The 14,430-nt window shown below is 53.8% G+C and carries 14 protein-coding genes; 6 read left to right on the top strand and 8 right to left on the bottom strand.

The window, feature by feature from the left end; translation table 11 throughout:
- On the top strand, nucleotides 1-3,114 hold the full coding sequence (acrD, locus tag HV237_RS07155) for a multidrug efflux RND transporter permease AcrD (RefSeq protein WP_016153965.1): 3,114 nt from the start codon (nucleotides 1-3) through the stop codon (nucleotides 3,112-3,114).
- A 75-nt stretch (nucleotides 3,115-3,189) separates the two neighbouring features.
- Here the strand turns inward: acrD and ypfM are convergent, their stop codons facing one another.
- Entirely contained in the window at nucleotides 3,190-3,249 is a 60-nt protein-coding gene (gene ypfM / locus HV237_RS07150; protein WP_001386977.1) for a protein YpfM, read from the bottom strand.
- A 389-nt stretch (nucleotides 3,250-3,638) separates the two neighbouring features.
- Between ypfM and HV237_RS07145 the strand changes: the two genes are divergently transcribed.
- The 3 genes from HV237_RS07145 to HV237_RS07135 are packed head-to-tail and all read left to right on the top strand — an operon-like array spanning nucleotide 3,639 to nucleotide 5,354.
- Nucleotides 3,639-3,995: an ArsC family reductase gene (locus HV237_RS07145; RefSeq protein WP_016153966.1), complete on the top strand. Its 357-nt coding sequence runs from the start codon at nucleotides 3,639-3,641 to the stop codon at nucleotides 3,993-3,995.
- 3 nt (nucleotides 3,996-3,998) lie between these two features.
- Nucleotides 3,999-5,126 carry a succinyl-diaminopimelate desuccinylase gene (gene dapE / locus HV237_RS07140; protein ID WP_016153967.1) on the top strand — a complete coding sequence of 376 codons (1,128 nt, stop codon included), beginning with the start codon at nucleotides 3,999-4,001 and terminating at the stop codon, nucleotides 5,124-5,126.
- A 27-nt stretch (nucleotides 5,127-5,153) separates the two neighbouring features.
- Nucleotides 5,154-5,354 carry a YpfN family protein gene (locus tag HV237_RS07135; protein ID WP_003835080.1) on the top strand — a complete coding sequence of 67 codons (201 nt, stop codon included), beginning with the start codon at nucleotides 5,154-5,156 and terminating at the stop codon, nucleotides 5,352-5,354.
- A gap of 48 nt (nucleotides 5,355-5,402) precedes the next feature.
- On the opposite strand, the gene ypfH is transcribed toward HV237_RS07135, so the two are convergent.
- From ypfH to dapA, 6 genes are all read right to left on the bottom strand, one after another.
- Entirely contained in the window at nucleotides 5,403-6,101 is a 699-nt protein-coding gene (ypfH, locus tag HV237_RS07130) for an esterase (RefSeq protein ID WP_047358223.1), read from the bottom strand.
- 73 nt (nucleotides 6,102-6,174) lie between these two features.
- Nucleotides 6,175-8,190: a GNAT family N-acetyltransferase gene (locus HV237_RS07125; RefSeq protein WP_047358224.1), complete on the bottom strand. Its 2,016-nt coding sequence runs from the start codon at nucleotides 8,188-8,190 to the stop codon at nucleotides 6,175-6,177.
- Nucleotides 8,191-8,205: 15 nt separating this feature from the next.
- Nucleotides 8,206-9,072 (bottom strand): neutral zinc metallopeptidase, encoded by an 867-nt coding sequence (locus HV237_RS07120; protein ID WP_016153970.1) that lies wholly within the window; start codon nucleotides 9,070-9,072, stop codon nucleotides 8,206-8,208.
- A 128-nt stretch (nucleotides 9,073-9,200) separates the two neighbouring features.
- Nucleotides 9,201-9,914 carry a phosphoribosylaminoimidazolesuccinocarboxamide synthase gene (purC, locus tag HV237_RS07115; RefSeq protein ID WP_047358225.1) on the bottom strand — a complete coding sequence of 238 codons (714 nt, stop codon included), beginning with the start codon at nucleotides 9,912-9,914 and terminating at the stop codon, nucleotides 9,201-9,203.
- A 111-nt stretch (nucleotides 9,915-10,025) separates the two neighbouring features.
- Nucleotides 10,026-11,060 carry an outer membrane protein assembly factor BamC gene (gene bamC, locus HV237_RS07110; RefSeq protein WP_047358226.1) on the bottom strand — a complete coding sequence of 345 codons (1,035 nt, stop codon included), beginning with the start codon at nucleotides 11,058-11,060 and terminating at the stop codon, nucleotides 10,026-10,028.
- 16 nt (nucleotides 11,061-11,076) lie between these two features.
- Nucleotides 11,077-11,955 (bottom strand): 4-hydroxy-tetrahydrodipicolinate synthase, encoded by an 879-nt coding sequence (dapA, locus tag HV237_RS07105; protein ID WP_016153972.1) that lies wholly within the window; start codon nucleotides 11,953-11,955, stop codon nucleotides 11,077-11,079.
- A 145-nt stretch (nucleotides 11,956-12,100) separates the two neighbouring features.
- On the opposite strand from dapA, the gene HV237_RS07100 reads away from it, so the two are divergent.
- A complete protein-coding gene (locus HV237_RS07100) occupies nucleotides 12,101-12,673 on the top strand; it encodes a glycine cleavage system transcriptional repressor (RefSeq protein WP_019077363.1) in 573 nt (190 codons plus the stop codon).
- Nucleotides 12,673-13,143, top strand: coding sequence for a thioredoxin-dependent thiol peroxidase (bcp, locus tag HV237_RS07095; protein ID WP_003835095.1), 471 nt, complete (start codon nucleotides 12,673-12,675; stop codon nucleotides 13,141-13,143). Before HV237_RS07100 ends, bcp begins: the two co-directional genes overlap by 1 nt.
- A 115-nt stretch (nucleotides 13,144-13,258) precedes the next feature.
- Here bcp and iadA read toward each other — a convergent pair whose 3' ends face one another.
- Nucleotides 13,259-14,422: a beta-aspartyl-peptidase gene (gene iadA / locus HV237_RS07090; RefSeq protein ID WP_047358227.1), complete on the bottom strand. Its 1,164-nt coding sequence runs from the start codon at nucleotides 14,420-14,422 to the stop codon at nucleotides 13,259-13,261.
- Nucleotides 14,423-14,430 lie beyond the last annotated feature (8 nt).

Raw genomic sequence — 14,430 nt, 5'->3', positions numbered from 1 at the left:
ATGGCGAATTTTTTCATCGATCGCCCCATTTTTGCCTGGGTGTTAGCAATCCTGTTGTGCCTGACAGGAGCCCTGGCTATTTTTTCGCTGCCCGTTGAGCAATACCCCGATCTGGCACCGCCAAACGTGCGGGTAACCGCGAACTACCCTGGCGCGTCCGCACAAACCCTGGAAAATACCGTCACCCAGGTTATCGAGCAGAACATGACTGGTCTCGATAATCTGATGTACATGTCGTCGCAGAGCAGCGGGACAGGCCAGGCGTCGGTTACGCTGAGCTTCCTCGCGGGAACCGATCCTGATGAAGCCGTCCAGCAGGTGCAAAACCAGCTGCAATCGGCAATGCGTAAGCTGCCGCAGGCGGTACAGAATCAAGGGGTCACGGTGCGCAAGACCGGTGACACCAATATTCTGACCATCGCCTTCGTCTCCACCGATGGCTCAATGGATAAGCAGGACATCGCCGACTACGTCGCCAGTAATATCCAGGATCCGCTCAGTCGTATAAACGGCGTGGGCGATATTGACGCCTACGGTTCACAATATTCCATGCGTATCTGGCTCGACCCGGTCAAACTTAACAGCTTCCAGATGACCGCCAAAGATGTGACCGATGCTATCGAGTCACAGAATGCGCAGATTGCCGTCGGGCAACTTGGCGGCACGCCTTCGGTGGACAAACAAGCGCTGAATGCAACGATCAACGCCCAGTCGCTGCTGCAGACTCCGGATGAATTCCGCGCGATTACGCTACGCGTCAACCAGGACGGCTCAGAAGTTAAACTGGGAGATGTGGCGACGGTCGAAATGGGTGCGGAAAAGTATGACTATCTCAGCCGCTTCAACGGCCACCCGGCTTCCGGTCTGGGGGTAAAACTGGCCTCCGGTGCCAATGAAATGGCAACGGCGGAGCTGGTTATCGACCGCCTGAATGAGCTCTCTCAGTATTTTCCGCACGGGCTGGAATACAAGGTGGCGTATGAAACTACCTCCTTTGTCAAAGCCTCAATCATCGACGTGGTGAAAACGCTGCTGGAAGCGATCGCGCTGGTATTCCTTGTGATGTACCTGTTCCTGCAAAACTTCCGCGCCACGCTGATTCCTACAATCGCCGTACCCGTCGTCCTGATGGGTACTTTTTCCGTCCTCTACGCCTTTGGCTACAGCGTTAACACCCTGACGATGTTTGCGATGGTGCTGGCGATCGGCCTGCTGGTCGATGATGCCATTGTGGTGGTGGAAAACGTCGAGCGAATTATGAGTGAGGAAGGCCTCTCGCCGCGGGAAGCGACGCGGAAATCGATGGGGCAAATCCAGGGCGCGCTGGTCGGTATCGCCATGGTGCTATCGGCGGTGTTTATCCCGATGGCCTTCTTCGGCGGCACTACCGGGGCTATCTACCGCCAGTTCTCGATTACCATCGTCTCCGCAATGGTTCTTTCAGTTCTGGTGGCGATGATCCTCACCCCTGCCCTGTGCGCCACTCTGCTCAAACCGCTACATAAAGGCGAGCATCACGGACAAACCGGTTTCTTTGGCTGGTTTAACCGGATGTTTAACCGCAACGCCGAACGCTACGAAAAAGGCGTCGCCAGGATCCTGCACCGCAGCCTGCGCTGGATACTGATTTACGGCCTGCTGCTCGGCGGTATGGTTTTCCTGTTCCTGCGCCTGCCAACCTCCTTCCTGCCGCTCGAAGACCGCGGCATGTTTACCACCTCGATACAGTTGCCCAGCGGCTCGACCCAGCAGCAAACATTGAAAGTAGTTGAGGAAGTGGAGAAGTATTACTTCACCCATGAGAAAGACAACATTACGTCGGTCTTTTCCACGGTCGGTTCCGGCCCTGGCGGGAACGGTCAAAACGTGGCGCGGATGTTTGTCCGCTTAAAAGACTGGGATGATCGCGACACCACCACCGGAACCTCTTTCGCCATCATCGAGCGCGCGACTAAAGCCTTTAATAAGATTAAGGAAGCCCGCGTCTTCGCCAGCAGTCCTCCGGCGATTAGCGGTCTCGGGAGCTCTGCCGGTTTCGATATGGAGCTGCAAGATCACGCCGGTGCGGGCCATGATGCGTTAATGGCCGCGCGCGACAAGCTGATTGAGCTGGCCGGGAAAGACGCGTCTCTGACCCGCGTTCGTCATAATGGTCTGGACGACAGCCCGCAGTTGCAAATTGATATCGATCAGCGCAAAGCCCAGGCGCTGGGCGTTTCCATTGATGACATCAACGACACCTTGCAAACGGCCTGGGGCTCCAGCTACGTCAATGACTTTATGGACCGGGGTCGTGTGAAGAAGGTTTACGTACAGGCGGCAGCAAAATATCGCATGCTCCCGGACGACATCAATCTGTGGTACGTCCGCAATAATAGCGGCGGCATGGTGCCTTTCTCGGCCTTTGCCACGTCGCGCTGGGAAACGGGTTCACCGCGTCTGGAACGCTATAACGGCTACTCCGCCGTCGAGATTGTTGGCGAAGCCGCCCCAGGCGTCAGTACCGGTACGGCGATGGACATTATGGAATCGCTGGTCCACCAGTTGCCGACCGGATTCGGACTCGAATGGACCGCGATGTCTTACCAGGAACGGCTGTCGGGCTCTCAGGCGCCAGCCCTGTACGCCATTTCTTTGCTGGTGGTGTTCCTGTGTCTGGCGGCTCTGTACGAAAGCTGGTCGGTTCCCTTCTCCGTCATGCTGGTTGTACCGCTGGGGGTCATTGGCGCGCTGCTCGCTACCTGGATGCGCGGCCTGGAAAACGACGTGTACTTTCAGGTCGGGTTACTCACCGTGATCGGGCTTTCGGCGAAGAACGCAATATTGATTGTTGAATTCGCCAATGAGATGAACGAGAAAGGTCACGACTTGCTCGACGCCACGCTGCATGCCTGTCGCCAACGCTTACGCCCAATTCTGATGACGTCACTGGCGTTTATCTTTGGGGTGTTGCCGATGACCATCAGCAGTGGCGCAGGTTCCGGCGGTCAGCATGCGGTGGGGACTGGTGTAATGGGCGGGATGATTTCAGCCACAGTCCTTGCGATTTACTTCGTTCCTCTGTTCTTTGTGCTGGTACGCAGACGCTTCCCGTTGAAGCCACGCCCAGAATAATCGGACACAAAAAAGGCGACTTACGTTGAGTCGCCTTTTATTATCCTTTGCAGGATATGAATTTCTTCCAGAAAATTATTTACGAAGCATCACTTCGATAAAGTCTTTCCAGTTCCCCAGTTCACGTTCAATCATAACAACCTCTCTTATTATTATGGGCATTCTACGAAATCATCATCATAAAAAGAAGATCATTTAACCAATGGTTGCGATTACATCCTCCAGTGTTCGGGGGTATATGTAATCACTATGCGCTAACCCCATAAATTTTATGTGACTTACTGCAATATTTTGAAATATTCATACATCATCTACGACTTTGGCAATTCTGATGGAAAAACAGGCTGATGCAAACAGGCAAAATCTGATTTTCAGTTCCCCGTGAATTTTGGAACTTTCAGGAATCATTATTCACCATTCAACAACAATGTTATATTTTTCTATAACGGTTCGATGACAATATGTATTATTCATGTTTATAGAACACGAGAATAAATATTCAAATTACGTCAATAAGGATTCAAATGATCACCCTCTACGGCATTAAGAATTGCGATACGATTAAAAAAGCCAGACGCTGGCTGGAAGACAATGGGGTCGACTACCGCTTCCATGATTATCGCGTCGACGGCCTGGACAACGCGTTATTACACGCCTTTATCAGCGAATTAGGTTGGGAGGCGCTGCTCAATACACGTGGAACCACCTGGCGCAAACTGGATGAAGCCACACGTAACCAAATCACCGATGCGTCCTCTGCTGCTGCATTGATGATTGAAATGCCTGCAATTATCAAACGCCCATTGCTCTGCGCGCCGGGTAAGCCTATGCTGCTTGGCTTTAGTGAATCCAGTTATACGCAGTTTTTTAATGAGGTATAGTCTATGTCGTGCCCGGTTATTGAGCTGACACAGCAGCTTATTCGCCGTCCTTCCCTGAGCCCGGATGATGCCGGGTGCCAGGCGTTAATGATTGAACGCCTGCGCGCGGTAGGTTTTACCGTTGAGCGTATGGATTTTGGTGACACACAGAATTTTTGGGCATGGCGCGGCAAAGGTGAGACTCTGGCATTTGCCGGTCACACTGACGTAGTGCCTGTCGGCGATGTCGATCGTTGGATTAATCCACCGTTCGAACCGACCATTCGCGATGGCATGTTGTTCGGGCGTGGCGCAGCCGATATGAAAGGCTCACTGGCGGCAATGGTCGTGGCCGCAGAACGTTTTGTCGCCCAGCATCCGAACCATCAGGGTCGTCTGGCGTTTTTGATAACCTCTGACGAAGAGGCCAGCGCCCAAAACGGCACCGTAAAAGTGGTTGAAGCACTTATGGCGCGCAATGAACGACTGGATTATTGTCTGGTTGGCGAGCCGTCCAGCACGGAAATCGTTGGCGACGTGGTGAAAAATGGGCGTCGTGGTTCACTGACCTGCAATCTGACCATTCACGGCGTGCAGGGCCACGTAGCCTACCCGCATCTGGCCGATAATCCGGTACACCGCGCGGCGCCAATGCTCAATGAACTGGTGGCGATTGAGTGGGATCAGGGCAACGAATTCTTCCCGGCTACCAGCATGCAGATTGCCAATATTCAGGCAGGAACCGGCAGCAACAATGTTATTCCCGGCGAACTGTTTATCCAGTTCAACTTCCGTTTCAGCACCGAATTAAACGATGAAATGATTAAGTCCCGGGTGCTGGAGCTGCTGGAGAAACATCAGCTGCGTTATACCGTCGACTGGTGGCTTTCCGGTCAGCCGTTCCTGACCGCACGCGGTAAACTGGTGGATGCGGTGGTGAACGCCATTGAGCACTATAATGAGATTAAACCGCAGTTACTGACTACAGGCGGGACGTCCGACGGGCGTTTTATTGCCCGCATGGGGGCACAGGTAGTAGAACTGGGGCCGGTCAACGCGACCATTCATAAAATTAATGAATGTGTTAATGCCGCCGACCTGCAGCTGCTTGCCCGTATGTATCAACGTATCATGGAGCAACTCGTCGCCTGATGAGTGTTCCTGTAAGAGGAAATGAGCATGGACTGGCTGGCAAAATACTGGTGGATTCTGGTGTTGGTGTTTCTGGTAGGCGTATTGCTGAACGTGATTAAAGATCTCAAGCGCGTCGACCACAAGAAATTTCTTGCCAATAAGCCGGAGCTTCCCCCGCATCGTGATTTTAACGATAAATGGGATGACGACGACGATTGGCCAAACAAGGATCAACCGAAGAAATAAGCCAACGCAGGCCGAATGGCGGTTTCACATCGCCATCCGGCCTGCGGGTTAAATCATCTCAATCACATCATCATCGTGAGGCTTACCGCCGCTCAGCGCTTCATCAAAGTAGTGCTTCGGTACGGTAAAACGCAGGTGGTCGAGCGCAAACTGCATACTGCATTCATCAATGGCGTGCCCCAGATTTTCGACGATATCCAGCGTCACATCCCCACCGGCGCGTATTAACGCCTCCTGCGCGGCAACGGCATGAGATAACTCAATCACCCGGTCTTCACCGCCGTGAATCAAATGCACCGTCGTCGCGGTAGTTGCAACCTCCGGCAACGTGGCATAGCGACCATTAAAGGCGATGACCCGCGACGCCAGCCCAGGCTCGGCTTTAATACTCTCAAGCGACATAATCGAGCCCTGAGAAAAACCAATCAGCGCGGTCGCCTGAGGCGAAACGCCGCTTTGCTTCTGCCAGTAGCGAACGGTTTCGATAAAGACCGGCATAATCGCGTCAATACGCGCCTGGCGGTTCTCTTCCGTTATCCCCTGTACAGAAAACCACTGACGCCCGGAAGTTGTACCATAAGGCTCTGCCCCGCCAATGCTGACGATTAGCGCATCTGGAAACAGCGGCGCAAACCAGGAGCCAATTTCGCCCATGGCAACCGGGTTATCGCCGACGCCATGAAACAGCAACAAGAGCTGTTGAGCGGGTTTATCGGGACTTTGAACAACAAAATGGTCATGTTTCATGGCGATCTCCTTAACTGATGAGAATCATTCTACGCCGCTTAACCGCAATGACCATGCCAGGAAATTGAAGAAGTCAGTGAAAAAATTGCCATTGCATAATGCGATTATGTAGCCGTTGTTCACGTTCAGCATCCAGCTGTTTTAAGGCCTGCGCCGCCTCGGCGCGCTGAACTGCCAACAGCGCTTTGCGACCCGATATTTTCAGCTGTTGGCACAATTCAGCATCGCTGCGTTGAGCCTGTATACGCCCGCGTAATGCCGGAAGAGGCAACTCGCTGTGCTCAAGCAAACGACTCAGACAACCTAATGATGTAAGTAATGGTCGATGCGCGAAGGCAAACCCAGCCAGCTCACCCCAGTCATCCTCATTAAGCGTAGTCTCTTTCAGCGGTACCAGCGGAATGCGCTCTGCGTTCCACTGAGCAAGAATCTCCGCATCCCGTCGCAGGCGCAGGTGCGCCCGCCGGGCAAGGCATTTTCCCGCTTCGCTGATGGGCAGCACCGCCATAGCGGTATAACAGCCGCTGCTGGCTTCCCGATGATTACCCATCCGTACCAGGACAAAACCGCAGCGCTGCCAGAAACGCCATAATTCAGCCGTATAACCAAAGCTGACGGACAGATAGTCGCACTGCGTGCAATAGTGCCGGGCCTGCAGAATCAGCTGTTGCCCAATACCTTCTCTTTGACGTGCGGGATGAACCGCAATTCGACTGACCCGCCGCCCGACGAGCGTCGCTGCCAATGGGTCTCCGCCGTGCGCCGCCAGTGACTGCGCAACCAAATTTCCTCTTGGTCGGCGATATCCGGCCCAGACGGCCTGGCTTAATTCTGCGGATAATCCCCCCTCGTCGACCAGCCAGACGGCGCCCGCCACCGAGTCAGCAGCCGAAGCCTGAAGAAAATGCTGACCCGGCGCGTCCATCATTCGCCGCAGATCCAGTGGCGAGGTGCGATAATGCGCACCGGAAAGTAGCTGATATACCGCTAACGGCAGCGCCGGGTTTGTCTGCCATGAGAGTTGATCAAATGCCGAGAAGTTAAGCTCCCCCAAGGGGGCATGCGCAAAGGTTTCGTCGTCAAACACCAGCACATCGCTGACGATTTTCTCCAGCGGACATCCCTGCGCCCAGCGCACGGGTTGTTGCAACTCATAGCGTCGAAGATGGGGAAAGCGGGCGCAGAATTTCAGCAAAAAGCCTCTGCCGGTTCCCTCGTAGCCCTGTATGGTGGTGGTTAACAGCGTACGAGGGAAACGCGCAACCAGTTGGTGCAGCAGCGGCGCGGGGATCGCGGCAGCTTCATCCACAACCAGCCAGTCTGCGGTTGCAGAACTGCTTAACAGCGCATCCGGGGCCATAAAGCGGTAACGCTCTGCGGCAAATTGCGCCAGCACATCCGTTGCCGCTTTAGCAGGCGCGGTGACAATCGCGGTCCCGTTGATACGTGCTATCAGTTGCCCTGCCAGAGCCGATTTGCCCCGGCCACGTGCAGCTGTGACCGCAGCCACGCCGGGAGGCATATCCAGCAACTGGGTTAAAATCATCGCCTGTTCAGGCTGAGGATCACCGGTTGCCGCGTGCCAGACTGCACGAACAGGAAAACACGGGCTGGAAACTGCGTGATGCTGCTGCCAGTGCAGAGCCTGTCCGTCACGGGAAATCACCCGTTTGACATGTTCAACAAAGTGTGGTGTTGGGATAGGTTCAGCACAGTCGCTCCAGCGCAGTGAATCCACGTCCGGATGCGTGTGCCAGGTATGCCAGGGGGGAGTCAGCAAAACCAGCCAGCTCCCGGCGATCAGCGTTCCGCTTAAGGCGGCAAACGCCGCAGCGTCAAATCCCTGCCCGGCGTCAAAAACCGCATGACGAAACTCGCGGCCTAATAATGTTTGCAGCGCCTGTGGCGTACAGTTCGGCTCAGCAGGGGCTTGTGCGCCCACCCATAACCAGTCGCCGGGTAACGTGTCGCGTAGCGCTAAAGCCCGCTCCTGACACCAGTTCCCCTCACCACTGATAATCAGCAGACGACGGATCCCTTCGCGGGCCATCTGTTCGGTTAACGCGCTCAGCGCCGTGTTATCAGACATCCCTGCCTCAGTAGCTTAAATGCCTTTACCAAAAGTATTACATTGTCCCGGATCGCCGCTGTCAAAACCGCGTTTGAACCAGCTAAGCCGCTGCTCAGAAGTGCCGTGGGTAAAGCTGTCCGGCACAACGCGTCCTTGTCCCTGCTGCTGCAGGCGATCGTCGCCAATAGCCTGAGCGGCGTTCAGCGCTTCAGCCAGGTCGCCGGACTCCAGCACGCCCTGCTGCTGCATACTGTTGCCCCAGACGCCGGCAAAGCAGTCCGCCTGCAGTTCCATACGTACGGAAAGACGGTTCACCTCAGCCTGTGAGGCATTCTGCTGCATCTGGCGAACTTTCGGTTCAATACCCAGCAGTTTCTGCACGTGGTGGCCCACTTCATGGGCGATAACATAGCCCTGAGCAAAATCACCATCGGCGCCCAGCTTATTTTTCATGTCATCATAAAATGAGAGGTCGATATACACGGTACCATCCGCCGGGCAGTAAAACGGCCCCATCACCGACTGACCTGCGCCACAGCCGGTACGCGTCGCTCCGCGATACATTACCAGCTTCGGCTGTTGGTAGGTCCGGCCCATTTTTTCAAACTGCTGCCCCCAGGTATCTTCCGTGGTGGCCAGAATCACCGAGGTAAATTTTGCTGCTTCATCATCATTTGGGCTGATGGAGTGTGATGATTGCTGTTGGGAAACTGGCTGGCCGGTCATTAATCCGGTGAGATCCACGCCATAATATCCCGCCACCAGCACCACAATCAGCAGGATGATGCCGCCTTTACCACTGGGCAAACGAAAACCAGGGCCGCCTATAGAAGGGCCGCCACCGGAGCTATTTCGTCTGTCTTCCACATTGTCACTTTCACGACGCCCTTGCCAGCGCATAATCACCTCAACTTTTTATTCATTATGATGATGATCGTAGGCGGTTCGGAACAGGATTACCATAAGAAACAGTAATCAAAATCGGCGGGATTGATGAGCCGGAGAGCGATCGCCGGCTCAGGGGAGGGTTAGTCTAACTTCACACCCAGACGATGCGCGACGGCTTCATAGGCTTCGATCAGGCCGCCCAGGCTCTGGCGGAAGCGATCTTTGTCCATTTTATCCAGCGTTTCTTTGTCCCACAGACGGCTACCGTCCGGTGAGAACTCATCGCCCAGGACCACTTCACCTTTATACAAACCAAACTCAAGTTTGAAGTCGACCAGAATCAGACCGGCATCATCAAACATCTTTTTCAGCACGTCGTTGGCTTTGTAGGTCAGCTCTTTCATACGCGCCAGATTCTCTTTGCTCACCCAACCAAAAGTTTCACAATAGGAATCGTTAATCATTGGATCGTGCATAGCATCGTTTTTCAGGAACAGATCAAACAGCGGCGGATTCAGTTCAATACCTTCCTCAACGCCTAAACGCTTAACCAGGGAGCCTGCTGCGCGGTTACGAACCACACATTCAACCGGTACCATCTCCAGTTTTTTCACCAGACATTCAGTATCGGAAAGCAGTCGCTCCATCTGGGTAGGAATGCCCGCTTCTTGCAGTTTAATCATAATGAAATGGTTGAACTTGTTGTTCACCATGCCTTTACGATCAAACTGTTCAATGCGCGCGCCATCCCCTGCTGACGTATCATTGCGGAATTCGAGCACCAACAGGTCCGGGTTTTCCGTGCTGTATACGGTCTTCGCTTTACCACGATACAACTCAGCTTGCTTTTGCATCTTTATTACTCCTGGGTGTGAATTAACGATAAATATTGCGTTTTTCTGCCGACGCACACGTTTGCGTATCATATCAGAAAAAAAGGGCTGGAGTTATCCAGCCCTTTATTTTTACTTACTGAACGCTGCCTGGAAGACGGCGACCAGCGCGTCGTTCTGGCTTTGCGTCAGGGTATGCCCCTTCGGATCGATAAACTGCAAGCTACTGCGGTTGTCTAAATCACCGACCTGCAGTTTATAGTCGCCGGATACCAGACCCGGATCGCTTGCGCCCAGCTCCTGCCAGTTACTATCAGACAGTGGTTTGTAGGTCACGGCGATGCTGCCCTGAGAACGGGTGCTGTCGGTCACTTTCATCCCCACTTTCTCAAGCGCTGCCGGCAGACGCTGCCATACCACGTTGAACGGTCCACGTACCACCAGCATCGGTAAACCGGTGTCATCGGCAGCACTCTGAACATCCATGGTGGCGGCAGAGCGGTTCTGCGCGGCATTCGCGGCATCAGTGGCGTTCTTATCCAGACCTGCGGAGATAACGTTTATCATCTCAGCGCTGTAACGCTGCATTGATGCTGGATCAGCTACGGGTTTACCCGCCTGCTCGAGGTTAATCAGTTTCACCGTTACCGCTTGCTGATAACCCTGCGGTTTAACCGAGATTTGATAACGTCCACGGTACTGCTCGTCTTCATCCAGACGGTTCCAGTTAACCCAGTCGGTGGTCAACGTCTGGCTGGCATCATCACGTTTGGTGATCGTGTAGTTTTTAGACTGAATGACGCTAACGACCTGTGGCCACAGCGTGTTGCCACGACCATTTTCCACCAGCAATGTCGACGTATCACCCGCGATCTGAGTGCGAGCGCCGGTGACTAATGCTAACGGCTGAGCCGGCGGGCGAATGTCCAGCGCTTTACCAACGGCACCGCTGCCGTTGGTGACCGGGATATTATAGTCACCCGACATAACCGGCAGAATCATCCCAGCTGGAGCGTGAAGCTCAGCAAGCGGTGCGGCCTCCAGATAGGATTCATCACCGCTCACCTGGCGCTTATAACGCGAGTCAGAACTACAGGCCGCGAGCAACATAACAAGCGAAACACCCGCAACCTTGGCCAGGCGCGACTTTTGTACTGAGTAAGCCATCAAATCTCCCTAAACTTTACAGCAAACCGGCATGCTTAAGCGCCGCTTTGACGATTTCACGAGCATTATCCGTGATTGGCGTCATCGGCAGACGTAGCGTATCGGTCGCCACAAGTCCCAACTCCTTACACGCCCATTTCACTGGGATAGGATTGGGTTCGACAAATAGTTTGTTGTGTAACGGCATCAGACGCTGGTTAATCACCCGCGCCTCGGCAAAGTTCCCGGCTGCCGCCAGTTTGCACATTTCGGCCATATCGCGTGCCGCAACGTTAGACGTCACGGAAATCACACCATGACCACCGAGCTGCATAAAATCCAGTCCGGTCGCGTCATCACCACTGAGCAGAATAAAGTCGTCTGAAACCAGCTCTTTGATCTGGTGAACGCGACTTAAGTTCCCCGTGGCCTCTTTAATAGCGATAATATTTTTTACTTTCGCCAGGCGACCAACGGTTTCCGGCAACATATCGCAGCCGGTACGGGACGGTACATTATACAGAATTTGCGGCAGGTCAGTATGTTCAGCGATGGCTTTGAAATGCTGGAACAAACCTTCCTGGGTTGGGCGGTTGTAGTAAGGCGTCACCGTCAGGCAGCCGACAACACCACTGTCGTTGAAACGCTGCGTCAGACTAATGGCTTCCGCGGTCGCATTAGCGCCGGTTCCGGCAATCACCGGAATACGCCCGTCGGCCAGCTCCAGGGTCATCATCACCACATCGCCATGCTCATCATGACTCAGGGTGGCAGACTCACCGGTGGTGCCAACCGAAACGATCGCCGAGGTGCCGCTGGCGACATGATAATCAATCAGTTTTTTCAGGCTCGACCGGCAGACTTTACCTTTCTCATCCATCGGCGTAACAAGCGCGACAATACTTCCCGTGAACATGGGCCATCCTCTGTGCAAACAAGTGTCTCAATGGTACGTTTGGTACGACAATAAAAGCAAGCGACCAGAGCCGTTCTGATTGTTGTATGCATGTTTTTTTTATGCTTTCCTTATGATTACCTCACCGCTCAAAGGAAGAACAGGTTTGACATCGTCATCGCAACACTATCTGGTCATTACTGCGCTGGGTGCTGACCGCCCGGGAATTGTGAACACCATCACACGTCATGTCAGCAGTTGCGGCTGTAATATCGAAGACAGCCGACTGGCCATGCTGGGTGACGAGTTCACGTTTATCATGTTGCTGTCGGGCACCTGGAATGCCATAACCCTAATTGAATCAACCTTGCCGTTGAAAGGTGCAGAGCTGGATTTACTGATTGTGATGAAGCGCACGACCGCACGCCCCCGTCCGGCGATGCCCGCTACGGTATGGGTGCAGGTCGATGTTCCTGATTCTCCGCATTTGATTGAACGCTTTACCGCCCTGTTTGACAGCCACCAAATGAATATTGCGGAACTGGTTTCACGCACGCAACCGGCTGAGAACGAAAAGGCGGCACAGCTGTTTATTCAAATTACCGCACATAGTCCTGCGTCACATGATTCGGCAAATATTGAAGATGCGTTTAAAGCACTCTGTACAGAACTCAATGCGCAAGGCAGTATTAACGTCGTCAATTACTCACAGCATGATGAACAGGATGGAGTTAAGTAATGAACCCACTGAAAGCCGGTGATATCGCACCGAAATTTAGCTTGCCGGATCAAGACGGAGAACAAGTAAATTTAACCGACTTCCAGGGACAGCGTGTTCTGGTTTATTTTTACCCGAAAGCCATGACACCCGGCTGTACCGTACAGGCCTGCGGCCTGCGCGATAACATGGATGAGTTAAAAAAAGCAGGTGTTGAAGTGCTGGGAATCAGCACCGATAAACCAGAGAAGCTTTCCCGATTCGCGGAGAAAGAAGTCCTTAACTTCACGCTCCTGTCCGACGAAGATCACCAGGTTTGCGAGCAGTTCGGCGTCTGGGGTGAGAAGTCATTTATGGGCAAAACCTATGATGGCATCCACCGCATCAGCTTCCTGATTGATGCTGAAGGGAAAATTGAGCATGTGTTTGATGACTTCAAAACCAGCAACCACCACGACGTGGTAATGAACTGGCTGAAAGAGAACGCCTGATTTACATTTTGCCGGATAGCGCCTGATGGTGACGCCACGCGTCTTATCAGGCCACCATCCGCATAACTCCGTAGCCGGATAAGGCGTTTACGCCGCCATCCGGCATCAACGTCGTTTATTCAAACGTCCCTTTTACACAGGCTTTTTTCTCTCTGACGACGACTTTTCCCTTCGCCCACAGGTGATGAACTTCAAGCGCATCATTGAGCACCAGAATGTCGGCATCGCATCCCACCGCCAGACGCCCTTTATGCTCCAGTCCCAAAAATTCTGCGACCGTTCGCGTCAGCGGACACAGCGCCAGTTCCAGCGGTATGGCATGAACCTTCACCAACTGGCGCACTGTTTCAGCCAGTGATTCAAACCCTGCGACACCGATGCCGGTAAGATTACCGTAGTCATCAAATTCCGGCTGGCTACCGTTGCCATCCGAACTCAAGGTAATACGCGACAGCGGCACGTTCTGGCGTAGCGCCGTGGCGATAGCCGTGGCCGGGTCGACGGGTTCATCAATGCTGCTGGTAATGTCGATATAACCGCCTTTGCGGGCATACTCCAGCGCCGACTGAAACAGCGGTTCCGCACGATTGACGTGTGTGGGCAGCAGCTTGGTAATCGGTACATCGCAGCTGTCGAGGATCTGATGCAACGGCTCCAGCATGCGCGGGCTGTCGCCCATATGGAAGACGCTAATCCCCGGCTTGTGCCCTAACAATCCGCCAACGCGCGACTGCGCCGCCATGTTTGCCAGCGCCGAGGTGTCCGGGGCTGAAGAACGATGGTCCGAAACAGCACATTTCACGCCAATGATTTTATCGATCAGCGCCACATCGCGATCGATACTGCCGGTGATGGTCGGAGAAGGCAGAGAATACGCCCCGGTCAGCATCCATGCGCTGATGCCTTCAAATTCCAGCGCGCGGGTTTTCGCCAGCAGCGATTCAGGGTGACGGGTAATACCATCTGTCCCCAGCAATCCCACCACCGAGGTGACGCCAGCTTCAACCAGCCGCGACAAGCGCACTTCCGGCGTGCGGGTGTGCGGCCCCGCTTCTCCACCGCCGCCAATCAGATGGACGTGTTGATCGATAAATCCTGGGCACACAATCGCACCGTTAAGATTGATACACTCGCAGCCAGGAAAATCGTCAGGGGAAATCGACGGCGCGATGGCAACAATTTTGCTGTCAGACACCAGTATATCCTGGCGTCCTAAATCTTCCGGCGCGTACACGTGTCCCTGCAGGAACAACGTCAAATTAAGAATGGAACAGTTCATAACCTTCC

This window comes from Citrobacter sp. RHBSTW-00570, assembly GCF_013739755.1.
GTDB classification, from domain to species: domain Bacteria; phylum Pseudomonadota; class Gammaproteobacteria; order Enterobacterales; family Enterobacteriaceae; genus Citrobacter; species Citrobacter braakii.
Note: the sequence above shows the minus strand (reverse complement) of the source record. Positions and strands in the feature narration are given on the sequence as shown.